The 25,066-nt window shown below is 61.6% G+C and carries 19 protein-coding genes; 3 read left to right on the forward strand and 16 right to left on the reverse strand.

Features of this window, described 5'->3' with window-relative positions; genetic code table 11:
* Nucleotides 1-13: 13 nt before the first annotated feature.
* Both NQ519_RS00220 and NQ519_RS00225 read right to left on the reverse strand, forming a co-directional pair.
* On the reverse strand, nucleotides 14-442 hold the full coding sequence (locus tag NQ519_RS00220) for a lipoprotein (RefSeq protein WP_019150082.1): 429 nt from the start codon (nucleotides 440-442) through the stop codon (nucleotides 14-16).
* A 4-nt stretch (nucleotides 443-446) separates the two neighbouring features.
* Entirely contained in the window at nucleotides 447-1,358 is a 912-nt protein-coding gene (locus NQ519_RS00225; protein WP_019150081.1) for a mechanosensitive ion channel family protein, read from the reverse strand.
* Between the two features lie 110 nt (nucleotides 1,359-1,468).
* Here NQ519_RS00225 and serB point away from each other — a divergent pair, with 110 nt between their 5' ends.
* Genes serB through NQ519_RS00240 form a run of 3 tightly spaced genes read left to right on the forward strand, consistent with a single transcriptional unit; the run spans nucleotide 1,469 to nucleotide 4,244 of the window.
* On the forward strand, nucleotides 1,469-2,692 hold the full coding sequence (gene serB, locus NQ519_RS00230) for a phosphoserine phosphatase SerB (protein WP_026076383.1): 1,224 nt from the start codon (nucleotides 1,469-1,471) through the stop codon (nucleotides 2,690-2,692).
* A 6-nt stretch (nucleotides 2,693-2,698) separates the two neighbouring features.
* On the forward strand, nucleotides 2,699-3,469 hold the full coding sequence (locus NQ519_RS00235; RefSeq protein ID WP_019150079.1) for a DUF5689 domain-containing protein: 771 nt from the start codon (nucleotides 2,699-2,701) through the stop codon (nucleotides 3,467-3,469).
* On the forward strand, nucleotides 3,447-4,244 hold the full coding sequence (locus tag NQ519_RS00240; RefSeq protein ID WP_019150078.1) for a DUF5689 domain-containing protein: 798 nt from the start codon (nucleotides 3,447-3,449) through the stop codon (nucleotides 4,242-4,244). The genes NQ519_RS00235 and NQ519_RS00240 overlap by 23 nt, the downstream gene beginning before the upstream one ends.
* Nucleotides 4,245-4,278: 34 nt before the next feature.
* Here NQ519_RS00240 and obgE read toward each other — a convergent pair whose 3' ends face one another.
* From obgE to NQ519_RS00310, 14 genes are all read right to left on the reverse strand, one after another.
* A complete protein-coding gene (gene obgE / locus NQ519_RS00245; RefSeq protein WP_019150077.1) occupies nucleotides 4,279-5,292 on the reverse strand; it encodes a GTPase ObgE in 1,014 nt (337 codons plus the stop codon).
* Nucleotides 5,293-5,583: 291 nt separating this feature from the next.
* Nucleotides 5,584-6,645, reverse strand: coding sequence for a 3-isopropylmalate dehydrogenase (gene leuB / locus NQ519_RS00250; RefSeq protein WP_019150076.1), 1,062 nt, complete (start codon nucleotides 6,643-6,645; stop codon nucleotides 5,584-5,586).
* Entirely contained in the window at nucleotides 6,635-8,176 is a 1,542-nt protein-coding gene (locus tag NQ519_RS00255; protein ID WP_019150075.1) for an alpha-isopropylmalate synthase regulatory domain-containing protein, read from the reverse strand. The genes leuB and NQ519_RS00255 overlap by 11 nt, the downstream gene beginning before the upstream one ends.
* Nucleotides 8,177-8,185: 9 nt before the next feature.
* Nucleotides 8,186-8,779, reverse strand: a complete 594-nt coding sequence (gene leuD, locus NQ519_RS00260; protein ID WP_019150074.1) for a 3-isopropylmalate dehydratase small subunit — start codon at nucleotides 8,777-8,779, stop codon at nucleotides 8,186-8,188.
* A gap of 12 nt (nucleotides 8,780-8,791) precedes the next feature.
* Nucleotides 8,792-10,168, reverse strand: a complete 1,377-nt coding sequence (gene leuC, locus NQ519_RS00265; RefSeq protein ID WP_019150073.1) for a 3-isopropylmalate dehydratase large subunit — start codon at nucleotides 10,166-10,168, stop codon at nucleotides 8,792-8,794.
* 1 nt (nucleotide 10,169) lies between these two features.
* Entirely contained in the window at nucleotides 10,170-11,690 is a 1,521-nt protein-coding gene (locus NQ519_RS00270) for a 2-isopropylmalate synthase (RefSeq protein WP_026076382.1), read from the reverse strand.
* Nucleotides 11,691-11,857: 167 nt separating this feature from the next.
* Nucleotides 11,858-12,763: a hypothetical protein gene (locus NQ519_RS00275; protein ID WP_019150071.1), complete on the reverse strand. Its 906-nt coding sequence runs from the start codon at nucleotides 12,761-12,763 to the stop codon at nucleotides 11,858-11,860.
* A 13-nt stretch (nucleotides 12,764-12,776) separates the two neighbouring features.
* Nucleotides 12,777-14,420, reverse strand: coding sequence for a RagB/SusD family nutrient uptake outer membrane protein (locus tag NQ519_RS00280; RefSeq protein WP_019150070.1), 1,644 nt, complete (start codon nucleotides 14,418-14,420; stop codon nucleotides 12,777-12,779).
* A gap of 6 nt (nucleotides 14,421-14,426) precedes the next feature.
* The gene (locus tag NQ519_RS00285) at nucleotides 14,427-17,546 is read right to left on the reverse strand and encodes a SusC/RagA family TonB-linked outer membrane protein (RefSeq protein WP_019150069.1); all 3,120 of its coding nucleotides are present in this window, start codon (nucleotides 17,544-17,546) and stop codon (nucleotides 14,427-14,429) included.
* Nucleotides 17,547-17,643: 97 nt separating this feature from the next.
* Complete coding sequence (locus tag NQ519_RS00290; RefSeq protein ID WP_019150068.1) at nucleotides 17,644-19,413, reverse strand: hypothetical protein; 1,770 nt, start codon at nucleotides 19,411-19,413, stop codon at nucleotides 17,644-17,646.
* Between the two features lie 34 nt (nucleotides 19,414-19,447).
* Nucleotides 19,448-20,461 (reverse strand): hypothetical protein, encoded by a 1,014-nt coding sequence (locus tag NQ519_RS00295; RefSeq protein ID WP_227901061.1) that lies wholly within the window; start codon nucleotides 20,459-20,461, stop codon nucleotides 19,448-19,450.
* Between the two features lie 302 nt (nucleotides 20,462-20,763).
* Nucleotides 20,764-20,904: a hypothetical protein gene (locus tag NQ519_RS00300; protein WP_154651041.1), complete on the reverse strand. Its 141-nt coding sequence runs from the start codon at nucleotides 20,902-20,904 to the stop codon at nucleotides 20,764-20,766.
* Nucleotides 20,905-21,290: 386 nt separating this feature from the next.
* Nucleotides 21,291-22,397, reverse strand: coding sequence for an alanine dehydrogenase (gene ald / locus NQ519_RS00305; RefSeq protein WP_019150065.1), 1,107 nt, complete (start codon nucleotides 22,395-22,397; stop codon nucleotides 21,291-21,293).
* 90 nt (nucleotides 22,398-22,487) lie between these two features.
* Nucleotides 22,488-24,911, reverse strand: coding sequence for a TonB-dependent receptor (locus tag NQ519_RS00310; RefSeq protein WP_019150064.1), 2,424 nt, complete (start codon nucleotides 24,909-24,911; stop codon nucleotides 22,488-22,490).
* Between the last annotated feature and the right edge of the window lie 155 nt (nucleotides 24,912-25,066).

Here is a 25,066-nt window from a genome sequence, read left to right on the forward strand (position 1 = left end):
TTATTTCTTGTTGTTAATTGGGTTGTTCGTTTTTTTCATCCCCCTCTCCGTCGGGAATCGTGTACGACCGGGGATCGGAGTAGGTGACCACGTCGTAAGCCGTGATGGCGCGCACCCGGAAAGTCACCTTCCGGCCCGCCTTCTGCCCGGGAATGATCCCTTTGTAGGTCAGCGCCTTGGTTTCGGCATCGAACGAACGCATCGGCGACGCGAACAGCACGTAGGATTCGTCGTCGTCGAAGAAATAGACGATGTCCACGCGGCGGAATCCGTATTCGCTCGTAATGAACGCCTCCACCGCGACCTCCGTATCGGACGCGACCTCGGCCGGAGAAAACGTCACTTCGCCGAACTCCGCAGGGGTCGTCCTCTCCGGCCCGGAATCGGAATTGCAGGCCGCGAGACACAGCGCGGCAACAGCGGCGAACAACGTCCGTTTCATCGGTCTACTCCTTTTTCACATGAACGTCCATTTGCGGGAACGGAAAGCTGAGCCCGTGCTTGGGCAGCTCCTTGTAGAACTCCTCGTTATGCTCGAAAAAGACGTTCCAGTAATCGCTGTTCTTCACCCATGCGCGGATCGTGAGGTTCACCGAACTGTCGGCCAGCGCGGCGACCCACACCACCGGTTCGGGGTCTTTCAGAATGCGGGAATCGGCGGCCAGCATCGCCAGCACGGCCTTGCGGGCCACGTCCACGTCGTCGCCGTAGGAGATGCCGACGCTCCAGTCCACACGGCGCAGGTCGGCCGTCGAATAGTTGTCGATGATGGCCGTGGCGATCGAGTTGTTGGGAATGTAGATCGTCTGGTTGTCGGCCGTGGTGATCACCGTCGAAAAAAGTTTGATGTCGCGCACGGTGCCCGACTGTCCCTGGGCCGAAATGTAGTCGCCGACGCGGTAGGGCTTCATCAGCAGGATCATCACTCCGCCGGCGAAGTTCTGCGCCGTACCGCTCAGGGCCATACCGATGGCCAGCGTGGCGGCCGAAGCGACGGCGATGAGCGACGTGACGTTGACGCCCAGCGTCGAAACGACGATCAGCACCAGCAGGAGCGTGAACACGGTGCTGATCGTATTGCGCGTGAACGACCGCAGCGAAATATCGACGTTGCGGTGCTGCATGGCAACGTCCACGAGTTTCAGGATGCGCCGCACGATCCACCGCCCGACGAAATAGATGGCCAGCGCGATGAGGATCTTTATCAGTATCCAGACCGATTCCGAAAGCAGCGATTGCAGCAGGGCGTGATAATCGATGTTGGCGATCTTCTCGACCGCTTTCGCAAAATTAGCCTTCTGCACGCTGTCCGGCACGATCAGCGACGCAGGGTCTTCAGCCGCTAAAAATGTCCACATAATTCCATTATTTTAGGTTTGTCACGCAAAAATAGCCAAAAAAAGGAGAACTTTATTAACTTTGTCTACGCTTTTTGCAGAAAGCAACGGAAAACACCATACACGACACGATGCAGAACAACGTTGAAATCATCCAGATAAACATTTCGGGCGAGGACAAGCCGGGCATGACCTCGTCGCTCACCGAGATTCTCGCGCGCTACGACGCCTTCATCCTCGACATCGGCCAGGCCAACATCCACCAGTCGCTGACGCTGGGCATCCTGATAAAGACCACCTCCGACAAGTCGGGAAGCATTATGAAGGAGCTGCTCTTCAAAGCCTCGGAGCTGGGCGTCATGATCCGCTTCACGCCCATCACCGAGGAGCGTTACGAAGACTGGGTGGGCCGTCAGGGCAAAAACCGCTACATCATCACGCTGCTGGGCCGCACCGTCACGGCGCGCCACATCGCCGAGGTGACGAAGGTAGTGGCCGAACACGGACTCAACATCGACGCCATCAAGCGCCTCACGGGACGCATGCCGCTCTGCGAGGACGACCGCGCGGCCAAATCGTGCATCGAACTCTCGGTGCGCGGGTCGCTCTCCGACGAGGAGCGCAGCACCATGCAGGCGGGGTTCATGAACCTCTCGGACATCGGACTGGACGTTTCGTTCCAGAAGGACGACATCTACCGCCGCAGCCGCCGTCTGATCTGCTTCGACATGGACTCGACGCTGATCGAGACCGAAGTGATCGACGAACTGGCCGAACGAGCCGGCGTGGGCGACGAGGTGCGCGCGATCACGGCCAGCGCCATGCGCGGCGAGATCGACTTCCGCGAGAGTTTCTCGCGGCGCGTGGCCCTGCTCAAGGGGCTCGACGTTTCGGTCATGGACGAAATAGCCCGCAACCTGCCCATCACCGAAGGGTTGGAGCGCATGATGACCATTCTCAAACGGGTGGGCTACAAGACGGCGATCCTCTCCGGCGGATTCACCTATTTCGGCAACTACCTGCGCCAGAAATACGGCTTCGACTACGTTTATGCCAACGAGCTGGAGATCGAGAACGGACACCTCACGGGCCGCTATGTCGGCGAGGTGGTTGACGGACGCCGTAAAGCCGAACTGCTGCGGCTGCTGTGCCAGTTCGAGGAGATCAACATCGCGCAGTCGGTGGCTGTCGGCGACGGCGCCAACGACCTGCCGATGCTCAACCTCGCGGGTCTGGGCATCGCCTTCCACGCCAAACCCAAGGTGAAGGCCACGGCCCGGCAGTCGATCTCGACGATCGGACTGGACGGCATCCTCTATTTCCTCGGCCTGAAAGATTCCCGCATCGAAGCCTGACCCGGTATGCCTCGCTTCCACCGCATCGCCGTCGCCTTTGCCGCACTTCTGACGGCCGGGTGCTACGACTCCCGGTTCGGAGAGCCGGACGGCGGCGTATCGGGGGAACCTGCGACGGAGACCATCGCCGCCCTGCGGGCGCTCTACGCCGGGACGCCGTTCACGGTCACGGGCGACATCGTGGTCGCAGGGAGGGTCACGACCAGCGACCGGGCGGAGAACTTCTACCGCACGCTCTGCATCGAGGACAATGAAGCGGGACTTGAAGTGATGGCGGGTATCGACCATCTGCACAACGACTTTCCGGCCGGATGCCGCGTAACATTGCGGCTGAAGGGGCTGACCGTGGCCGAAAGCCGCGGCGTATTGCAGGTCGGACGCCCTCCCGCCGCAGGAAGCGGCTATGCGACCGATTACATCGGCTCCCAGCCGGCGCTGGCCGCGGTGCTCGTCCGCAGCGGCGAGAGCCTGAATACCCCCACACCCGCCCTGCGCCGGATTCCCGAACTCACCCCGGCCCTCTGCGGCACGCTGATCCGCATCGACGGCCTTCGCTACACGCCTGAAGACCTCTCGGCGTCAACGTGGTCCGGATACAAACGCTTCGCCGACAGCGACGACAACACCGTCTACACCTACGTCCGCCCCTACGCCCGGTTCGCCGATGCCGACGTTCCCGCCGGGACGGTATCGCTCACGGGGATTCTCCAATACGACGCCGCGGGCGACGGGCGCTACACCCTCAAACCACGCGATGAAAGCGATTGCCGGCCTTAGCCTGTCGCTGCTGCTGGCCGGGTGCGACAAAGCCACGGAACCCGGATTCGCCAAGACGCCCGAAGCGTCGCAGCACACCGTCACCTACCTGAAATCGCTCTGCGACGGCTGCGCCAGCGTCGCCGTCACGCAGGATATCACCATCCGGGGATTCATCACCGCCAACGACCTTTTCGGGGAATTCGACAGGACAATCGTCGTCGAGGATGCCAGCGGCGGCATCTCCATCGCCGCCGATCATCCCTCGCTGGCCGACGACTATCCGTTCGGAGCTATCGCCACCGTCCGGTGCAACGGACTGACACTCTGCAACTACGGCGGAAAGATCGAATTGGGCGCCGAACCCGGGGATTACGGCGCCGGGGCCATTCCGCGCGAGGAGCTCTCCCGCCATATCCGCGTCACGCTGCCGGAGGAGGGCGAAAGCCACCGGACCGCCCCGCTCACCTTCGGGGAGGTCGGGCCCCGGCATATCGACACCCGGGTCCGGTTCGACGGCGTGCGTTTCGCCGAGCCGGGCAAGACGTGGTGCGACACCGATCCCGAAACGGGGCGCACCGTCGCCACCGAGCGGACGATCCTCGACGCCGAAGGCAACGAATTCACCGTGCGGAGCGCCGCGACGTGCGCATACGCAAAGGAGCCCCTGCCTTCCGGCACGGGCTCCCTGTACGGAATCATCGACTATTTCGCGGGAAAATACACGCTCCGCGTCACCAACCGCGAGATCGTCTTTTCCAGGACCGCAACGCCGTACGCGGCACATCCTGAGTAGCAAACGCCCGATCCCGGCGTCCGGGAACCGCACGCTACCGCTGCAACGCCTCCCAAAGCATGTCTTTCAGCTGCTGGATATTCAGCCCCGAAACCGACGAGATGAAGACCGACGGAATGCCTTCGGGCAGATGGCCGCGCATCTCGGCGATCAGGTCGTCGTCGAGCATGTCGCATTTGGTGACGGCCAGCAGGCGCTCTTTGTCCAGCAATTCGGGATTGTACTGCGTCAGTTCACCCAGCAGGACCTCGTAGTCGCGGCGGATGTCGTCGCTGTCGGCGGGGATCATAAACAGCAGCACCGAATTGCGCTCGATATGGCGCAGGAAGCGGGTTCCGAGACCGCGGCCCTCGTGGGCGCCCTCGATGATGCCCGGGATGTCGGCCATGACGAACGATTTGTGGTCGCGGACCTCGACGATGCCCAGGTTGGGTTCCAGCGTCGTGAAAGCGTAGTTGGCGATCTTGGGCTTCGCGGCCGAAACCACCGACAGCAGTGTCGATTTGCCCGCATTGGGGAAGCCCACCAGCCCCACGTCGGCCAGCACCTTCAGTTCGAGGATGAACGTGCCCTCCTCGCCCTCTTCGCCCGGCTGGGCGTAACGCGGCGTCTGGTTCGTGGCGCTCTTGAAATGCCAGTTGCCCAGACCTCCCCGGCCGCCTTTGAGCAGCACGAGGCGTTCGCCGTCGGCCGTCACCTCCCCCACCGTCTCGGTCGTGGTCGTACCGTCCTCGTTCTCATAGATGCGGTTGGCGACCGTGCCCAGCGGCACGGGGATGATGATGTCCTTGGCATCCTTGCCCGACGAACGGGCTCCGGAGCCGTGCTCGCCGTCTTCGGCGAACTGGTGACGCTGATATTTGAGGTGGATGAGCGTCCAGTACTGCTTGTCGCCTTGCAGGATGATGCTCCCGCCCTTGCCGCCGTCGCCGCCGTCAGGGCCGCCGAAAGCCACGAATTTCTCGCGCCGGAAATGCGTCGAGCCGCCGCCGCCGTGTCCCGAACGGGCGAATATCTTTACGTAATCTACGAAGTTCGATCCTGCCATATTTGTTCATCGTTTTTGTGCTGTCAATCGTCCTTGTCGCCGCCTCCGACATTCGTTTACAAGTCTGCCCCACCCCGGCTAAAAGCCGGGCTTTAGGGGCGATCCCCGGATGTTAAACATCGGATCCAACACTCCGCTCCACATTTTAAGAGCCGTTTCTTAAACGGCCCTCGGGAGGGGCTTATCGCATGCGACCGGAATGCAGCACTCTGATTAGGATTGCAAAGATACTACAAAAAAAGCAGACTGCGAAACGCAGTCTGCAAACAACCCGTTATTTCAGAGGACCGTTCATACGTTCTTCGCAACGTAATCCCCCACCTCGGAGGTCGAATACGCCCGTCCGCCGGCGACCGCAAGATCCTCGGTGACGATGCCGTCGGCAAGGGCCTTGTCCACGGCACGGCGCACGGCTTTGCCCTCGGCGTCGAGCCCCAGGTGCTCCAGGAGCATGGCGGCCGAGAGGATCGTGGCCATCGGGTTGGCGATGTTCTTGCCCGCAGCCTGCGGATAGGAGCCGTGGATGGGCTCGAAAAGAGCCACCTCGGCACCGACGCTCGCCGAAGAGAGCATGCCCAGCGAACCGCTGATGACGCTGGCCTCGTCAGTGAGGATGTCGCCGAACATGTTCTCCGTCACGATGACATCGAACCAGGCCGGCTGGCGGATGATCTGCATGGCGGCGTTGTCCACGAACATATAGTCCACCGCCACCTCGGGGTACTCCTTGGCAATGCGCTGGGCCGTCTCACGCCACAGACGCGAGGTTTCGAGCACGTTGGCCTTGTCCACGACCGTGAGCTTGCGGCGGCGCGAAGCGGCCAGCCGGAACGCCACGTGCAGAACCCGTTCGATCTCCCCGACGGTATAGGTGCAGGTGTCGAAGGCGCGTTTTCCGTCGTCGTCGCGGCCCTGCGGACGGCCGAAATAGATGCCGCCCGTGAGTTCGCGCACGCAGATGAAATCCGTTCCGCGCACGACCTCGGCCCGGAGCGGCGAACGGTCGGCCAGCGCGTCGAACAGCGCCACGGGTCGCAGATTGGCGAACAGCCCCAGCGACTTGCGCATCCGCAGGAGCCCCTGCTCGGGGCGCACCTTGGCCGTGGGGTCGTTGTCGTACTTCGGGTCGCCGATGGCTCCGAACAGCACGGCGTCGGCGGCGAGGCAGACGGCGTGCGTCTCGTCGGGATAGGGGTCGCCCGTGGCGTCGATGGCCGCGGCGCCCACCAGCGCGGGGGTATAGGTGATCTTGTGTCCGAACTTCTCCGCCACGCGGTCCAGAGCCTTCACGGCTTCGGCGACGATCTCGGGACCGATGCCGTCGCCGGCTAAAAGAGCGATGTTAACATCCATTGTCGTTATAATTTATTTCGATGATATTCAGCATTTTGATCGTCGCCTTGATGGCGGCTTCGGTCTGGTCGGCATCCAGCCCGCGGGTCTTGAACACGCGGCCGTCCATCTCCCACGTGATGATCGTCTGCACGAAAGCGTCGGTGCGGCCGCCGGGCGGAATCGACACGGCGTAGTCGCGCAGCATCGGGAACTCGCGGCCGAGCTGTTCGCGGTAGATCTGCCGTAGGGCCCGCATGAAAGCGTCGTACTGACCGTCGCCGGCCGAAGTCTGCTCGTAGGGGCGGTCGTGAATCTCGATCTTGAGCGTCGCCACGGGACGAAGCCCCTGCGCCAGCGAAAGGCTGTAATTGAGTATCCTCACCGGATTGTCCGCAAGGTCATAGCGCAGCACGTCGGCGACGATATAGGGCAGGTCCTCGACCGTCACCAGCTCCTTCTTGTCGCTCAGCTCCACCACCCGCTCGGTCACCTTGCGCATCGCGGCCTCGTCGAGGTCGATGCCCAGCACTTCGAGGTTTTTGAGGATGTTGGCCTTGCCCGAGGTCTTGCCCAGCGCGTATTCGCGGACGCGGCCGAAGCGTTCGGGCAGCAGTTCGTTGAAATAGAGGTTGTTCTTGTTGTCGCCGTCGGCATGGATGCCCGCGCACTGCGTAAAGACGCTTTCGCCCACGATCGGACGGTTGGCGGGAATGCGAATGCCCGTGTGCGACTCGACCGTGCGGCTGACGCGGTTGATCTTCGTCTCGTCGATGCCGGTCTTACAGCCCAGCCGGTCGTGGAGCACCGCCACGGTGCTCGACAGCGGCGCATTGCCGGCGCGTTCGCCCAGCCCGTTGACGGTGACATGAACCCCGTGGAAACCCGCCCGCACGGCAGCAGCGGTATTGGCCACGGCCAGGTCATAGTCGTTATGGGCGTGAAAATCGAAGCGCAGATGCGGGTAGCGCGCCACCAGATCGCGGCAGAAACGCTCGGTGTCGTAGGGATCGAGCACGCCCAGCGTGTCGGGACACAGGAAACGCTGCACGGGGGCGTCGGCCAGTCCGTCGAGCATGGCATACACGTAGTCGGGCGAGTGGCGCATGCCGTTGGACCAGTCTTCGAGGTAGAGGTTCACGCGCATGTCCCGATCGACGGCGGCGAGAATCTCGGCGCGGACATCCGCCAGGTGCTGTTCGGGCGTGCGGCGCAATTGTCCCTCGCAATGCCTGCGGGAGCCTTTGGCCAGCAGGTTCACCACGCGGCATCCGGCCGCGCCCAGCCAGTCGAGCGACAGCCCGCCGTCGATGAACCCGAGGGCCTCGACACGGTCGGCATACCCTTTGGCGGCGGCCCACTCGGCGACGGCGCGCACGGCCTGCTGCTCGCCCTGCGAAACCCGCGCCGAGGCGATCTCGATGCGGCTCACACGCAGTTCCTCCAGCAGGAGCCGGGCGATGGTGAGCTTTTCGCGGGCGTTGAACGAAACGCCCGATGTCTGCTCGCCGTCGCGCAGCGTGGTGTCCATTATTTCGACCGAACGCACCATCGGCCGGTCCTATTTGCGAGCGGCTTCGAAGGCCGCGATCCGGTCGGCGATACTGTGCAGGTAGTCCACGTCGTCGTAACCGTTCTGAAGGCAGCGTTTCTTATAGGCGTCGATCTCGAAACCCTCGCTGCGGCCGCTCGACACGACGGTCAGGGTCTGGTTGTCCAGATCGACCGTGAACTGCGCCGCGGGATCGCGGCAGATCTCGTCGAACACGACTTTCAGAAACTCTTCGCTGACGCGGATCGGCAGCAGCCCGTTGTTCAGGGCGTTGTTGCGGAAAATGTCGGCGAAGAAGCTCGACACCACGACACGGAAGCCGTAGTCGGCGATGGCCCAGGCGGCGTGCTCGCGCGAACTGCCGCACCCGAAGTTGCGCCCGGCGACGAGGATCTGCCCCCCGTAGCGGGGATCGTTCAGCGGGAACGACGCGATCTTCGCGCCCGAAGCGTCGTAACGCCAGTCGCGGAAGAGGTTGTCGCCGAATCCCTTGCGCTCGGTGGCTTTCAGAAAGCGCGCCGGCATGATCTGATCGGTATCTATGTTTTCCACCTCGACAGGCACCGCCCCCGAAGTGAAAGTCACGAATTTGGGTATTGACATAACGAGAATCTTTTACATATCGAACACTTCACGGGGATCGGCGATCCGTCCCGTCACCGCGGCGGCGGCCGCTACGGCCACGCCCGAGAGCATCGTGCGGGCGCCGGGACCCTGACGCCCCTCGAAATTGCGGTTCGAGGTCGAGACGCTGTATTTGCCCGCGGGAATCTTGTCGGCATTCATCGCCAGACACGCCGAACAACCCGGCTGGCGGAGTTCGAAACCGGCGGCGGCGAGTATCTGGTCCAGCCCCTCGGCCTTGGCGGCGGCTTCGACGCCCTTCGAACCGGGGACGATCCACGCCGTGATGTTGTCGGCCTTGCGGCGTCCCTCGACCAACTTGGCGAAGCGCCGCAGGTCCTCGATACGGCCATTGGTGCAGCTGCCGACGAAAACATAATCGACCGGCTTGCCCAACAGTTTCTCGCCAGCTTTGAAACCCATGTATTCCAACGCCTTGGGATCGGCATCGGCGGGGATCGACGCATCGACGGCCATGCCCATCCCGGGGTTGGTGCCGTAGGTGATCATCGGGGCGATATCGGCGGCATCGAAGCGGTATTCCTTATCGAAAACGGCGTCCGCATCGCTGTAAAGCTCCCGCCAGCGGGCCACGGCCTCGTCGAACTCGGTCCCCTGCGGAACCCGTTCGCGGCCGCGGAGGTACTCGAAGGTCTTTTCGTCGGGAGCGATCATGCCGCCGCGGGCACCGCACTCGATGCTCATGTTGCAGACCGTCATGCGGCCCTCCATCGAAAGCGAGCGGATGGTGCTGCCCGCGAATTCGATGAAATAACCCGTGCCGCCCGAAGCGGTGATCTGCGAAATGATGTAGAGGATCACGTCCTTGGCCTCCACGCCCGGACGCAGTTCGCCGTCAACGGTGATACGCATCGACCGGGGTTTGGTCTGGAGGATGCACTGGCTGGCGAAGACCATCTCGACCTCCGAGGTGCCCACGCCGAAGGCCACGGCCCCCAGCGCCCCGTGGGTCGAAGTGTGGCTGTCGCCGCAGACGATGGTCATACCCGGCTGCGTGAAGCCCAGTTCGGGCCCGATGATGTGGACGATGCCCTGCTTGGGGTGCCCCACCCCGAAATGCTCGATGCCGTGCCGGGCGCAGTTCTCGGCCAGCGCCTCGACCTGCCGCCGCGACTCGGGCTCCTCGATCGGGAGATGCTGGTTGACGGTCGGGATGTTGTGGTCGGCGGTGGCGGTGATCTGCGCCGGGCGCGCCACGCCGAGCCCGCGGCGTTCGATGCCCCCGAAAGCCACGGGCGAAGTCACCTCGTGGATATACTGCCGGTCGATGTAGAGCACGCAGCGGCCGCCGTCCTCGACGCGCACGGTGTGCGCGTCCCAAATCTTGTCCAAAAGCGTCTGTTTCATATTATGCCTCTTCTTCGCGTTTTTCGGTTACGTTCAGGGCCCGCAGGGCGTCGAGGAACGCCTCGATCGAAGCCCGCGTGGTGTCGGTGTGCGCGGCGAACCCGTGGACCGTACGGCTGCCGCACTCGACCTGCACGTGCACGCGGCCCACGTCGTTCGATCCCCGCGTGATGGCCTGCATCAGGAACTCCGACAACACGACCTTCTCGTTGATGAGCTTCTTGATGGCCGAGACCGCGGCATCGACCGGACCGTTGCCCGTGGCGATGGCCATACGCTCGTGGTCGCCGAATTTCAGCACCACGGTAGCCGTCGGAACCAGCGTTCCGGTGGTCACTTGCAGGAATTTCAGCGCCACGGACTGCTGTTTCATGCGGTCGATGTCGCCCACAAGATAGATCAGGTCGTAATCGTGGATCTCCTTCTTCTTGTCGGCCAGCACGAGGAACTTCTCGTAGGTGGCGTCCAGCTCCTCCTGCGTGAGATCGTAGCCCAGCAGTTCGAGCCGGTGCACGAGAGCCGCGCGGCCGCTGCGGGCCGTGAGGGCAATGACCGACTCGTTCAGACCGATGTCCTGCGGGTCGATGATCTCGTAGGTCTGACGCTGTTTCAGCACACCGTCCTGATGGATGCCCGACGAGTGTGCGAAGGCGTTGCGGCCCACGATGGCCTTGTTGGGCTGCACGGGCATATTCATCAGGCTCGACACCAGATGCGAAGCCTTGGTGATCAGCTGCGAGTTGATATTCGTGTCGATATGGACATCCTTGTGGCAGCGCAGGGTCATCACCACCTCTTCGAGCGAGGTGTTGCCGGCGCGCTCGCCGATGCCGTTGATCGTCACCTCGGCCTGCCGGGCGCCGTTCAGGACGCCGCTCAGCGTATTGGCCGTAGCCATGCCGAGGTCGTTGTGGCAATGGGTGGAGATGATCGCCCGGTCGATGTTCGAGACGTGATCGACGAGGTATTTGATCTTCGCGCCGTATTCGTTCGGAAGGCAGTAGCCCGTCGTATCGGGGATGTTGACCACGGTGGCACCGGCGGCGATGGCCGCCTCGACGACGCGCGCCAGATACTCGACATCGGCGCGACCGGCGTCCTCGGCGTAGAACTCCACGTCCTCGACGTAGCGTTTGGCGTACTTCACCGCCGCGACGGCCCGTTCGAGAATCTTCTCGGGCGTGGAGCGCAGTTTGTCGTAGATGTGCTGCGGCGACACGCCGATACCCGTATGGATACGCTTGTGCCTGGCAAGGCGCAGGGCGTCGGCCGCAACGTCGATGTCCTTCTCTACGGCGCGCGTCAGCGCACAGATCGTCGGCTCGGAAACGGCCTTGGAAATCTCCAGCACGGAATTGAAATCCCCGGGGCTGGAGATCGGGAAGCCCGCTTCGATCACGTCCACGCCGAGATTTTCGAGCAGTTTGGCGACCTCGATCTTTTCGGTGGTGTTCAGCTGACAGCCGGGGACCTGCTCACCATCGCGGAGCGTGGTGTCGAAAATGTACAATCTCTCACTCATAACTAACCTGTTTTTAACCTGTGAACTCAGACAAAGACAGTGCGGGCCACAGACAAAGCCGATCTCACCGGCTCTGTCGGGCGCCGCCTATCCAAGCGAAAACCTGTTTTCGCAAATATAAATAAAATTTCTTAAATAATAGCCTAAATCTCTTATTTAGCGCTCTTTTATGGCAATGTGACGGTCAGCGGATAAGCTCCGTCGTTGAGAAATCCGTACTGGTATTCGGGCAGGCAGTAAACGGGATAAAGCTGCAACACCTTGTCCGACAGCTTCTTATTCTCCTTGTTGTACTCCGAAAAATCCTTTCCCCAGATATACTCGCCCGGATAATAGGCATAGGCCGTATATTTCGCATTGACCATCATACCCGTACAGAACGGTTCGTAGGTGATCTGCCCGTTGGCATCGACGGCGAACTGCACGTAGGGAGCCGGAGTTCCCATCCAGCCGTTCTCAGCGTACTCCTCCTTGATAAGCCCCTCGGTATAGGGGTCCATCACCCGGTAGATCTCCGCCTCCTGCGCCCGGTAGATGTCGGCCTTGTAGGTGCCGTCGAAGACGCAGGCGTCGCGGTAATCGCACTTGCCCAGGTAGTCGAACGTCAGCTGGCGGCTCACGGACATCGTCACCTGACTGCGTTTCGAAGGGCTCAGGGAGTCCTTGATCGTCAGGCGCATCTTGTATTTGGTGGTGATGCCCAGCAGGTCGAGGTTCGTGAAACGCACCTGCGCATAGGCCACCTTCGCCCCGTCGGCGAAGATCACCCGCTGAGTGGTCAGCGAGAAGATGCCCGCGGGATCGGCGTCGGACCAATAGGGTTCGGAGGCCCCCGCCTTGGAGATGTCGTACTCGAATTTCAGTTCGGCGATCTGGGCGTCCTCGCTGCCGCGGTAGATCGGCACGAGAATCTGGTTGGCATTCGCCGACCCGACCTCCACGTTGAGCACCGAAGCCGCGAACCCGAAGCCCGAGCTGCCCGAATAGGTGGTTTTCTGCACGTCGTCACTGCATCCGGACGCCGTGGCAAGCGCCGCGACGGCGGCCAGTGCGACTATATGGAATGATTTCATCGCTTGTACGCATTTAGGATTGAACATAGGGATTCTGGTCGGCGGCCGTGATGTTGGGATTGTTGTCGATCTCGGCCTGCGGGATCATCATGATACATTCGAGGTAGTCGGCCGGGAAATTGAGGTACTCGGAGTACTTGCTCAGGTAATTGGTGTGGTTGCTCTTCTCGCCGTTCACCTCCCAGTAGCGCGTCCACCCTTTCGCCAGACGCAGGATGTCGAAGATGCGCCCGACCTCGCCCCAAAGCTCGATGCGGCGCTGGAGGATGATCTCGTCGAGCAGGGTCTTCACGACGCCCGTCGTGGCGAAAGTCTGGGTGCTGCCCGTCAGCGATTCGATGCGCTTGGCGTACTCCGTGTCGCGGCGCGAGCCCAGTTCGAGCAGCGTGCTGCGGGCCTCGTCCTCGTATTCGGCGCCCATGCGGCACAGCGCCTCGGCGCGGATGAGGTAAGCCTCTTCCAGCCGCATGAAGATATAGTCGCCCTTGTGCGCCTTCTGGTCGGCCCACTGGAACTTGTGCTGGTTGTAGTTGATGTTGGCACCGTAGCTCCAATCCTCGGCCGGAATGCCGATATTGCCGTTCCACCACCCTTTGCGCACGTCGGTGTCGGGAATCTGGGCATAGAGCCAGTTGCTGATGCACTTGGGCGTCTCGGCCGCATAGTAGACATCGGTGCAGGCGTCCATGTTGGAGAAGAACGACGCATAGACGGTGGACTGCTCCGAGAGCATCTCCGCGCCCCACAGCACCGAACTCGACGCCACGGAGTTGAACGGCGTCTTGCCCGTGGTCCAGTTCTTCGTCGCATCGTCGAACGTACCCTTCACGACCGTGGCGTCGGTCATGCTGAGCAGCGAACGTCCCGGTTTCTTCATCGCCTCGGCAGCGGCTTCGGCAGCCGTCGCCCAGTCGTTCTGCACCAGCGCGACGCGGGCCTTGAGCAGGCTCGTGGCGTAGTAGTCGAGGTTGGAAATGTGCTCCTGCGCGATGCCGCACTCCTCGAAGCGCGTCAGGGCCGCCGTCAGGTCGTCGTTGATCTGCGCATAGACCTGCTCCACCGTTCCGCGCCCCTTGCCTTTCGAAGCGCTGGTCGTGGGTTCGGTGTACACCGGCACCCCGGGCCACGTCTCGTGTTTCTTATAGGTCTGCTGGAACGACTGGATCAGCATGAAGTAGGCGAACGCCCGGGCGGCATAAGCCTGCGCCATGACGCATTTCAATTCGTTCTCGTCGCCCGCGGCGGTGTGCTCGACCGATAGAATATAGTTGACGTTGCTGATGATCTCGTAAAAATATTTCCACGTGAAATAGCTGCGCCAGATCTTGCTGGTGTAGCGCACACGGGCCTCGTAGTTGTAGTCCTTCCAGAACCATCCGGGTCCCTGGGCCGTCTGGATCATATCGTCGCCCATCACCTCGGCGCACAGCGTCACGGCCATGTTGCCGAAGCACTGGTGGGCGTTGGCCGTCACGAAGTCGATGCGGTTGTACATCGTCGAATAGACCCCGTTCATGGCCACCTTGACGGCGTTGACATCCTTGAGGATCAAACTTTTGTCCACCTCGTTCGACGGAGCGGTCTCCATCAGGTCGCCGCAGCCGGACAGCCCGGCGCAGGCCGCGAGGCAAAGGAGTATGCAGTTGATTTTTTTCATCGCGGTTTAGAATTTTAAGTCCACGCCCAGCGTGAACGTGCGGTTGGGCGTATAGGAATAGGAGGTCGATCCCGTGAAGCTGGCCTGCGGGTTCATGCCCTTCAGGTGGGTGAAGATCCACGGACTGTCGGCCGCGAGGTAGATGCGCAGCGACTCGATGCCGACCTTGCCCAGCAGCTGCTTCGGCAGGCTGTAACCCAGCGAGATGTTCTTCACGGCGAAATACGAGGCGTCGATCAGGTAACGGTCGGTGATCTGCGTCGAAGCGGTGGTCGTCGTGCGCGGCACGTCGGTCCGCTGCCCCGGGGCAGTCCACGTGCGCAGGGCGTTGCGGTGGTAGGTCTGCCCGACGAACGAAGGCTCCATCAGGGCGTTGTAGATCGAGTCGTAGATCTTGCCGCCGAGCGAATAGGTGAACAACAGCCCCAGGTCGAAGCCGCGGAATTTCAGCGACGAGGAGATCGAACCGTAGATGTCGGGAATACGGCTGCCTTGCAGGTATTTGCAGCTGGCGGCCACCGTGGCGTCGTTGGTCACGTACTCCGAACCGGGCTTCATGCTGCCGTCGGCGTTCTTCTCATAGGCCCAGTAGAGCTGCTCGCCGGTGGTCGGATCGACGCCCGCGCTCTTGGACATGTAGAAGGTGTTGATCTCCTGCCCCTCGCGGATGATGTAGACGCCGTTGACGATGTCCTCGCCGTTGCCGGTGAGCTTCAGAACCTTGTTTTTCAGCGTGGAGCCCATCACCGTGACGTTCCAGCGCCAGTCGCGCGTCGTGACGATGTCGGCGCCCAGCGTGATGTCGAAACCGCGGTTGACGATGCTGCCCACATTGGCGTAATAGCCCGGGAAGCCGAGCGAAATGGCCATCGGGTACTCCAGCAGCAGGTCGGTGGTCTTGCGGTTATACCACTCGACGGTGCCCGTAAGGCGGTCGAACAGGCGGAATTCGACGCCGACGTTCAGGTTGCCGTTCTTCTCCCACGTCACGTCCCGGTTCTCGATCGAGTTGATCACCGCCCCCGACTGGTTGGCGTTCGGATAGTTCATGTCGTAGAGCGACTGCCAGGCGTAGTAGGAGCCGAGGTTGTCGTTGCCCTGCACGCCGTAGCTGGCTTTGAGCGTGATGTTGTCGATCCAGCTCACGTCGCTCAGGAATTTCTCCTGCGAGATGCGCCACGAAGCCCCCACCGACCAGAAGGCTCCCCAGCGGTTCTCCTTCTTGAAACGCGACGAGGCGTCCATGCGGAAGCTCGCCGAGAGATAGTAGCGGTCGGAGAAGTCGTAGTTGACGCGGCACAGATAGGAGTTGATCGAATAGTTGTCGGACGCCGAATTGGCCTCGGCGAGCGTCGAACCCATGCCCAGATCGTCGTAGTCGGCGAAGGGGAAGCCCGTGCGCTCGGCGACGATGTAGCGCATGTTGTAGTTGTAGAACTCGTGGCCCGCCATGACATCGAGGTTGTGCCGTCCGATCTGCGTCTTGTAGGACAGCAGCTGGTTCCACGTATAGCTCATCATGCGGCTGCTCTCCTTGGTGAGGCGCCCCGTGCCGGCGGCGTTGCCCGAAAAGGGATTGTAATTGGTCGTCTCGTAGGCGTTGACGTTGTCCACGCCGATATTGGAGGTGAATTTCAGCCCTTTCCAGTTGAAGCCCACATAGGCGCGGGTGCTGACGTTGTCGGTCAGCGTATAATAGTCGTCGTCGAAGAGCGTCGCCACCGAATTGCGGTTGTTCTGCGCTCCGGCCGGACGCGACGAACCGTAGTCGAAGACCTTCCGGCCCTCTTCGTAAACGGTGCTGCCGTCGGGATTCTTCTTGTAGACCGGGTAGATCGGGGCCATCAGCATCGCGGAGTACCAGACATTGGTGTTGTTGGCCGTACCCTCCGAACCCAGGAACTGACTGTCGGTGTGCGCATAATTGACGTTGGCGCCGAAATCGAGCCACTTCTTGGGCGAGAAATCCGCGCCGACGCGCACCGTATAGCGTTCGAAACCGGTGGTCTTGAGCGTACCCTCCTCGTTGAGATAGCTCAGCGAAGCGAGATAGCGGCTGTTCTTGCCCGAGCCGTTGACCGAGACCTGATACTCCTGACGGATCGGGCATTCGGCCTCGGCCTCGTCGAGCCAGTTCTCGCTGTATTTCTGACGGGCGTCCTTCACGATCTTTCCGTTCGGGTCGAAAAGCTGCCCGACCTCCTTGTCGTAGACATTATAGATATTGTCCGTGCCGAGAATCTGGCGCGCCAGCCGGTCGGCGGTCATCCCCGCGGCCACGGACGGAAGATAACCCTCTGTGTAGACCAGATCGTTGTAGCACGCCAGGTACATGTGCTCCATATATTCGCGGGCCGACATCGTGTTGTAGGAGGGAATGGCCCGCGAACTGACTCCCACCTTGGCGCTCAGGCTCACGCTGAGCGATTCGCCCCGTCCGGCGTTCTGCTTAGTCGTGATGAGGATCACGCCGTTGGCGCCGCGGGCCCCGTACAAGGCTCCGGCCGAAGCGTCCTTGAGCACCGACATGGACTCGATGTCGCTGCTGTTGATCGAATTCAGGTCGCCGTCGAACGGCACGCCGTCAACCACCAGCAGCGGGGAGTTCGAAGCGTTGATCGACCCGAAACCGCGGATGCGCAGCTCGGCGCCGCTGCCCGGCTGTCCGCCGCCCGAGGTGGACATGACGCCCGCGACCTGTCCGTCGAGCATCTTGGTGACATCGGTCACGGGACGGTCTTTGAGCTTCTCGGCCGTGACGATCTCGGCCGAGCCGGTGAACGTCTCCTTCTTGGTCGTTCCGTAAGCCACGACGATCACCTCGTCGAGCACCTTGTTGTCGGCAGCCATCTTCACGTCGATCACGTCGGCCGCGCCGACCTTGTGCCGCTGGGTGGTCATGCCCAGGAACGAGAAGACAAGCGTCTGTCCCTGCGAGACCTTGATCGTATAGTCGCCCTTGAGCCCGGTGACCGCAGCCGCGGTTCCGTTCTCCACCGTGACGGCGACGCCCACCACGGGCGATCCGTCGGCGGCATCGGTCACAGTGCCCCGCACCGTACGGGACTGGGCCCACACGGCGCAGATCGCCGCACAGGCTATGACTGTTGCCAGAAATCTCTTCATTTCATGCTGTTTTAAGCGGGTTTGAATTGCTGATAAAAGGGGTTGCCCGCCTGACAGGCCGGCAACCCCTCCGATTTCTACGCTTCCGGGGCGGTCATCACTCCTTGATGCAACGAACCGAAGAACCGTAAGGACGGTTGAGACCCGTCTCGCTGGCCGGATTGCCCCACGCGAACAACTCCATAATGGCCAACGTGTTCTGACGAGTCGCCGTATGGTAGTTGGCACCACTGCCGACCCCGTTCAACACGCCGGTCACAACGTCTTTTTTACCAGTGAAAGGAAACCAGTACTCCTTGCCCGAATCGGCCTGCTTGTAACGGAAACCATTATCATTAACATAGTCGCAGTACCAAGGAGCAGTAGCATCATAAGCACCATCATCTTGCAAACCGCCTGTTTTCCTATATTCACTACGGAATCCCCACGGAGCACCCGCAACGGGAACCTTCCAGCCCTCGGGACACGGATCGTACTTGGTCTTGTAACCTGAAACGCCGCCCCACAGGTCATGGTCCTGACGCTGCGCGTCGTCGGTCAGCCAATCCTGTACGGGATACGACGAACTGGGTGCCGTATAAAAAATGGTCGGATTCTGAATAGCCAACTGAAGGTTGGTGCTCTCGTAGTCGCTCGACGGATAGGTCGGACGCTCCTCGCTGACCTCGCGCACCCGGTTGCCGTCGATGTCGTATTTGGCCACGTAAACCGAAGATTCCGTGCCGTCAGCATTTACGAACGGGTCCTTGCGGCCCCATTGGTAGAGCAGGCCGAGCGCACCGGCGCTGTATTTCTCAGCATTCCGGGCACCGAGGTTCCGGTCCATGAAGGTATAGCTCGTACCCGTCGATTTGTCGGTCCAGACGAACGGATCGCTCATCGGATCGTAGTCGGCGACCCAGACATGCCAGCTCCAAACGATCACGTCGTCGAGCTTGGCGGCCACGACGGCGTTGCCCGCAATCCCGGGGTTGAGCTGTACGACCACCACCTTTTCGGTGCTGTTCGCCGAAACGGACTTCACCATGCCCAGAGCGTCCTGCCATACGAGCGCGGCGTTGTTGAAATTGAGTTCCGTCGTCGAATTGCCCTCGACAGCCTTGATGGTCAGCGTGCTGCCCGGAGCCACGATGTAGCAGTTGGCGGCATTGGCTGCGATCGAGATCTCGACGATCGTCAGCGTCGCTTCGAGCTTCGCCGTACGGTTGTGGTTGTCGGAGATGGTCATCGACAGCGCGAGCGTCGGGGTGAGAGCGGCCGGAGCCGTCACCTTGATCTTGCCCGAACTCTTGTCCGAACCCCATTCGCACGCGGCGCTCCAACCCGACGTGGCGGTCAGGGTCACGTCAGAAGCGATCGTGGCCGTGCCGATGCCCGTCACCGTAAAGGGCAGTTCGAACGAACCGCCGGGTTTGGTGGCCATCGACTTGATGTCGGCGCTCAGCGCGACGGCGAGTTTCTCCGAAGCCCCCACGGTCACCGAGGTCTGGGCCGTCGTCGAGCGGTTGTTCTTGCTGTCGGTGACGGTCAGCGTCACGGAGATCGTCTCACCGTCGGTAATCGCCGGAGCGGTAAACTCGACCGACCCCGAATAGTTGGCGTCGGTGGTGACGCTCGTCGCGGCAGCCGTATTGGAAGCCGAAGCGCTCAGAGCGAGCGTGGCGCCTTCGACTCCGGTCACGGTAAAGGGAAGCGACACGGTCCCGCCGGCCTCGACCGAGAAATTATCCGACGAAAAGATCGCTTTCAGTTCCCCGAGCTTCGGACCGTCGTCCGAATCGTCCGAGCCGCACGACACGATGGTCGCAGCCCCTGTCAGCAGCAATGCGGCAAGCAGGCTCTTGCCGAGTTTGTTGATTGAAATCATACGTATTTGAGTTAAAAAGGTTTTTGGAATCCGATCAGAGTTTCACACAGCGCACGGGAAGTTCGTAACCAAAGCCTATACCGCCTTTCGGAGATACGGTAGTTGGAGAAATGCTCGTCGCCCAAACCCGGAAATTGTCCGCATCAACGGTCGAAGACCATGTCTTCGAACTGGGCCAGTTCGTACCGATGCCATTTCCATAGCTGCCGGCGTGGGCAACTTCACCTTGGGCCGGGAACCAGAATTTCGTGGTTCCGCCGTCGGTGCTGACATAACGTCCGAGCAGGTCCTTGTTGGCAGGAGCATCCACGCCTTCGGCGAAAACTTTTTCGACAGTGACGTTGGAATCGGTATAGAAATACCATGCACCGCTCGGCGCCACGCGCCAACCCGCCGGACACGGGTCGTATTTGGTCTGTACACCGGTAACCCCTCCCCAATAATCGCTGATCGCATCAATGTCGGCAGAACCCTTGTTGTTGGAAAGCCAGCTGTAATTACCTCCGCTGACACCGGAATAGTGCGTCAGAGGATTCAGAATGGCGTTCGGCATGTTATCTGTTACCGAAACAGGCTCGACGGTGCGCGTCACCTCTGCGCCGGCCATGTCGTACATAGCTTTCAGCTTGCCTTCGTAATTCGAGGAGCCGAACGGGTCCTTGCGGCCCCACTGGTAGAACAGACCGTTGGAAAGGTCGCTGCCCGGCTGGTTGCTGACGGCGCCCACATAGCGGTCCATCATCTTATAAGAGGTGCCGCTCTCGGAGTCGGTCCAGGTCATGACGTTCGCATCGGGATCGAAATCGGCCACCCAAAGGTGGTAGCTCCACACGACGGCTCCGTCGGCGTTCTTGACGGCGACGACGGCATTGCCGCTCACACCGGATTTGAGAACTGCATAGACGCAGTTCTCTTCGGGAGCGGCGATGAGCTGTTCGACCATTCCGGCGACGTCCTGCCACAGGAGATCCGCCGTCTGGAAAGCGGCCTTTTCGGTCGTGTTGCCGATATTTGCGGGGAATTTCACGAGAGCTCCGGGAGCTGCCACATAGCAGTTGGCGGGAGCGGTGATTTCGGTGAATCCGTCGATGAGTTTCGAGGATACGGCGACCGTTCCGGTTGCGGAACGCTGTGTTTTGGAATCGTCAACTTTGAGGGTGACGGTGACGGTAACGGGAGAAAGGATGAGATCGGGGGCCGTTACCGTGATGACTCCCGATCCGGGATCGGATTCGGAAAGAGTCGCTGCGACCGTGTATTCGGTCTTGTCGGCCGAAGCCGTGGCGGTCAGTTCGGCGTTTTTCGCCTCACCTACCGTAAAGGGTATTTCTAAATGCTGTCCCTGCTCGATTACATATTCATCCGCGTGAGGGGGGGGGAAATTCTGACGGTCAGATCCTTAATGGGATCTTCATCGTCCTTGCACGAGGCAAAGAAGCCGGCGAGCAGCAACATCCCTGCGAAGGAAAGATTCTTGGCGATTTGTTTCATGACTCTTGGTTTTTATTACCGCCCGGTTTCTGAGGCGGCGCACTATATTCAGTCGGTACGGGGAAACCGTCGTCCGGTGCCCGGCATCCGGAACACCCCGCACACCGCCGAACCTCGCACCTAAATTTCGGGACCTTTTGATTACGATCTGTAATGAAAACCCGCCGTATTCCTACGAATCGCATGATATTCCGGCCTGTTTTTCGCACGGTTCGAAACACGAACGACCATCGTAACCCATTCGTTTACTTGCAAATATACAAATTTTTCAAGAATTTCAAAAAGAATGGCGCCGAATTTTCGGATGATAACCGGCCGGTTTGCGGCATCGCGGCGGCCTTTCGGAGCGTTCCGGTACCCGGAAGGCCGCCGCGGAGCCGGAAGCGTCAGAGTTCCAGCGGTTCGTAAGGCAGCCCCCAGGCGTCGGCGACGGGTTTGCAGACCACCTTGCCGCCGATGATGTTCAGACCCGAAGCCAGTTCGGGATTCTCCTTCGCGGCGCGCCGCCAGCCCTTGTCGGCCAGCTGGATGGCATAGGGAAGCGTGGCGTTGGTGAGCGCGAGGGTCGAGGTGCGGGGCACGGCGCCCGGGATATTGGCCACGCAGTAGTGGAGCATCCCATCGACATAATAAACGGGGTCTTCGTGGGTGGTGGGATGCGATGTCTCGAAGCAGCCGCCCTGGTCGATGGCCACGTCCACCATCACCGTGCCGGGCTCCATATCTTTCAGCATGTCGCGCGTGACGAGTTTCGGGGCCTTGGCGCCCGGAATCAGCACCGAGCCGATCACCAGATCGGCGTGTTTCAGCTCCTGACGGATGTTGTATTCGGAGGACATCAGCGTCTTGACGTTCTTGGGCATCACGTCGGCCAGATAGGTCAGACGTTGCAGCGAGATGTCGCAGATCGTAACGTCGGCGCCCGTTCCGGCCGCCGTGCGCGCGGCGGCCGTACCGACCACCCCGGCGCCGATCACGAAGACCTTGGCGGGTTTCACCCCCGGGACGCCGCCCAGCAGCACGCCTTTGCCGCCGCGGGGTTTTTCGAGGAAATAACGCCCCTCCTGCGTCGCCATGCGGCCTGCGACCTCCGACATCGGAATCAGCAGCGGCAGCGAACGGTCGGCGCGTTCGACGGTTTCATAGGCGCAGCAGACGGCCCCGCTGTCGATCATGGCCCGCGTGAGGGGTTCGCTGCTGGCGAAATGGAAATAGGTGAAGACCAGCTGGTCGCGGCGGATGAGTTTGTACTCGGGGGCGATCGGCTCCTTGACCTTGAGGATCATTTCGGCCCGGGCATAGACCTCTTCGATGGTGGGGAGCATCTCGGCCCCCACACCTATATAATCATCATCGGCGAAACCGCTGTTCACACCGGCCGAAGCCTGCACATAAACCTTGTGTCCCCGCTTCACGAGCTCCTGAGCGCCCGCAGGGGTAAGAGCAATGCGATTCTCATTGTTCTTGATCTCTTTTGGAATACCGATAATCATGGTTTTGGAAGTTTTAGGGTTCTTTCGCCCTTACAAAATACGAATTTCATCGTAAAATCCAAAAAAACCGGACGTTTTTTTACGATCCGCTCAGAATCGGTAAGAGATTGTAAGATAGAACGAACGGGGCCACGCATAGGTGTAGCGCGTGGCATGGGGCGTGTAAAGGGTGTCGTCGCCCGGCCGGATGCGGCGCACACGTAACGATTCGTAACCGCCGTAGGGCGTATCGGCGTCGCCCAGCAGGTTGCGCAGCATCAGCGCCGCGGTCAGCCGCGAGCGGTCGAACCGGACGGTTTTGAAGAACGACGCATCCAGCGTAAAGGCGTCCGCCAGCCGCTCCTGCCGGGTGAAGGCGTCGAAAGCCTCGTGCGTGATGCCCGCCTGCCCGGCGATGCGGTCGGTGCGGCGCAGGGGCATCGGCTCGACGAAACGCCGTCCGGCGAAGCCCGCCGAAGCGCGGCATCCCCACCCTTTCGTCCCGAACCAGGCCAGTTCGGCCGCGGCGGTCAGCTGCGGAGCGCCTCCCGTCTCGCAGCCGCCCATGCGGCTGACGGCACGCATGTCCACGGCCGAATTGTCCACATCGGAAATCACCGTGACGACCGGGTCGCGGGCGTATTTGTAACGTCCCGCCGAGGCGGCCAGCAACAGCCGCCAGCGGTAGGACAACCGGATGTCGGCGGCGGCTTCGACACCGCAGGAGAGGCGTCCGATCCCGGTGACGGCCATATCGCAGTAGACCGAGGCCATGTCGTCGTAATAGCGGCGCGTCTCGGTGCCGTCGAGCGTCAGCACGGCGAAGGCCGTGACCTGCAAATCGAGGACAGGGCCCGTGAGGCGCCAGCCGAGTTCGGCGGCGGAGGTGCGTTCGGGCACGGGATCGTCGATCGTGCGGTTGTTGTAAAGGGGCTGATAGAAGAGGTCCTCCGCTGCGGGCATCCGCGCATCGGCCAGCAGGGCGGCTTCGAGGTAACAGCGCGGGGTGAAGGCCCAGCCGGCAAGGACCCGGAAAGCATAGGGCGTGAAGCGCATCACCCGCGAGCGTCCGTAAGACTGCGCCCCGGGAAAGAGCTCCTTTTCGTAATAGCCCCGGCGGCTGACGGCCCCGCTGCCCAGCTCGGCGGAGAGGTCGGCCCGGAAGCGGTCGGAGCGGTAGTCGGCCTGCACCCGGACCGAGGCCGTGCGGACAGTGAGCGCATAGTCGTAGCCGAAGCGGCCGCCCTCGCGGATCGTACGGTCGGGATGCCGCAGGTCGTTCTGCAACAGATTGCTGTACGTGTCGTCATCGACCAGGAACCGGTCGATGTCGGTGACGTACTCCGCACCCAGCAGATCGCGCATCTGTTTGTAGGAACGGGTCGTCCCGCGCCGGAAGGCGACTCCGTAACGGAGTGTCAGCCGCGGGTCCGGATCGGTGGTGAAAAGTGCGTTCAGCGAGAGATTGCAGAGCCGCTCGGCGCGGTCCTCCAACGCATAGACCGCGTGCCCTCCGGCCATGCGGTTGCGGCGGATCAGTTCGTCCCAGTCGATCTGCGTGAAGCGCGGGTCGTTCGAACGCCACGCCAGTTCGGTCTCCCGGTCGCCGGCGTAGCTCGGCAGGTAGCGGTAGTTGTCGGGCATCGGCGTCCGGGCGTCGTACCAGTCGAGCACGCTGTATTTCGAAATGCCCGCCTCGGCGCCGAAAGCCGCCGTGAACGAGGTCGCGGGCGACAGCGGAACGCCGTAGGTGACGAGAGCCAGCGGGATCGTCTCGCGCCGCACGCGGGAGTTGCGGACCCGGCCGTCCTGAAATCCCCACGCAGGGTTGTAGAGCCGGTCGCCCGTCAGCGAAAAAGCCTCCTCGGAAGAGGAGAGGCGCGTGCCCCGCGTCGAGGGCGGCACGATGCAGAGCAGGGCGAGTTCGTGCCCCGGACCGAAGCGCCGCGCGAGGCGCAGTCCGGCGGTCAGGGCGTTGGTGAAGACCCCTTCGACGTGCATGTCGCGGCCCGTGCGGACATCGGCGGCGGCCGAAAGGCTCCATCCGCTGCCGAGGGTCCCGGAAGCGGCGACCCGGGCCCCGAAAAGATAGTTGCGGTCGGTGAAGCGCACCGAAGCGAAATAAGGTTGCAGCGGCTCCCCTTCCGGAAACCGGAACAACCTCACGCCGCCGGCAGGAGCCCACTCCCCGGAGGCCGCCGCAAGCCCCGCGCAACGCTCCTCCTCAGCCCCCAGCAGGCGCAGAAGCGGCAGATAACGATAGGACAAATCCACGCCCGAGAGCGACGTGCGCACGGCGCGGTGATCCAGCCCGCGGCGCTTCCGCGCCACCTGCGGCAGATTGAAATCGGTATGGTCGCCGTAGAGGTCCGAAACGCCCTGCACGGCGCGGTAGAAGATCGCGGAATCGGTCGCAAGCGTCTCGCGCAGCTCCTCGCGTTCGGCATAGGGATAGTATTCGTCGTCGGGATGCTGTGCCGCAGCTTGCAGGCCCGACAGCAAGAGGAACAGCAGACAGCAACGACTTTTCGGCATACTTTCACGACTTATCGAAAGACAAAGATAGCAAAAAATCGAATCGGATGCGGCGCGGAGAAACGGTGTGCCCCATAAAAGTGTCGTTGCGACACCGAAACCCGGCCGGAAACGAGGCGAGGAAAACACAAACCACCCGTGCGAAACGAATTTCG

Origin of the sequence: Alistipes senegalensis JC50 (assembly GCF_025145645.1) — a bacterium.
GTDB lineage: Bacteria > Bacteroidota > Bacteroidia > Bacteroidales > Rikenellaceae > Alistipes > Alistipes senegalensis.

Bases quoted from the DNA above. Each gene is read 5' to 3' on its own strand.
- NQ519_RS00220 (WP_019150082.1), bottom strand. From the start codon at position 442: ATGAAACGGACGTTGTTCGCCGCTGTTGCCGCGCTGTGTCTCGCGGCC.
- NQ519_RS00225 (WP_019150081.1), bottom strand. From the start codon at position 1,358: ATGTGGACATTTTTAGCGGCTGAAGACCCTGCGTCGCTGATCGTGCCG.
- serB (WP_026076383.1), top strand. From the start codon at position 1,469: ATGCAGAACAACGTTGAAATCATCCAGATAAACATTTCGGGCGAGGAC.
- NQ519_RS00235 (WP_019150079.1), top strand. From the start codon at position 2,699: ATGCCTCGCTTCCACCGCATCGCCGTCGCCTTTGCCGCACTTCTGACG.
- NQ519_RS00240 (WP_019150078.1), top strand. From the start codon at position 3,447: ATGAAAGCGATTGCCGGCCTTAGCCTGTCGCTGCTGCTGGCCGGGTGC.
- obgE (WP_019150077.1), bottom strand. From the start codon at position 5,292: ATGGCAGGATCGAACTTCGTAGATTACGTAAAGATATTCGCCCGTTCG.
- leuB (WP_019150076.1), bottom strand. From the start codon at position 6,645: ATGGATGTTAACATCGCTCTTTTAGCCGGCGACGGCATCGGTCCCGAG.
- NQ519_RS00255 (WP_019150075.1), bottom strand. From the start codon at position 8,176: ATGGTGCGTTCGGTCGAAATAATGGACACCACGCTGCGCGACGGCGAG.
- leuD (WP_019150074.1), bottom strand. From the start codon at position 8,779: ATGTCAATACCCAAATTCGTGACTTTCACTTCGGGGGCGGTGCCTGTC.
- leuC (WP_019150073.1), bottom strand. From the start codon at position 10,168: ATGAAACAGACGCTTTTGGACAAGATTTGGGACGCGCACACCGTGCGC.
- NQ519_RS00270 (WP_026076382.1), bottom strand. From the start codon at position 11,690: ATGAGTGAGAGATTGTACATTTTCGACACCACGCTCCGCGATGGTGAG.
- NQ519_RS00275 (WP_019150071.1), bottom strand. From the start codon at position 12,763: ATGAAATCATTCCATATAGTCGCACTGGCCGCCGTCGCGGCGCTTGCC.
- NQ519_RS00280 (WP_019150070.1), bottom strand. From the start codon at position 14,420: ATGAAAAAAATCAACTGCATACTCCTTTGCCTCGCGGCCTGCGCCGGG.
- NQ519_RS00285 (WP_019150069.1), bottom strand. From the start codon at position 17,546: ATGAAGAGATTTCTGGCAACAGTCATAGCCTGTGCGGCGATCTGCGCC.
- NQ519_RS00290 (WP_019150068.1), bottom strand. From the start codon at position 19,413: ATGATTTCAATCAACAAACTCGGCAAGAGCCTGCTTGCCGCATTGCTG.
- NQ519_RS00300 (WP_154651041.1), bottom strand. From the start codon at position 20,904: ATGAAACAAATCGCCAAGAATCTTTCCTTCGCAGGGATGTTGCTGCTC.
- ald (WP_019150065.1), bottom strand. From the start codon at position 22,397: ATGATTATCGGTATTCCAAAAGAGATCAAGAACAATGAGAATCGCATT.
- NQ519_RS00310 (WP_019150064.1), bottom strand. From the start codon at position 24,911: ATGCCGAAAAGTCGTTGCTGTCTGCTGTTCCTCTTGCTGTCGGGCCTG.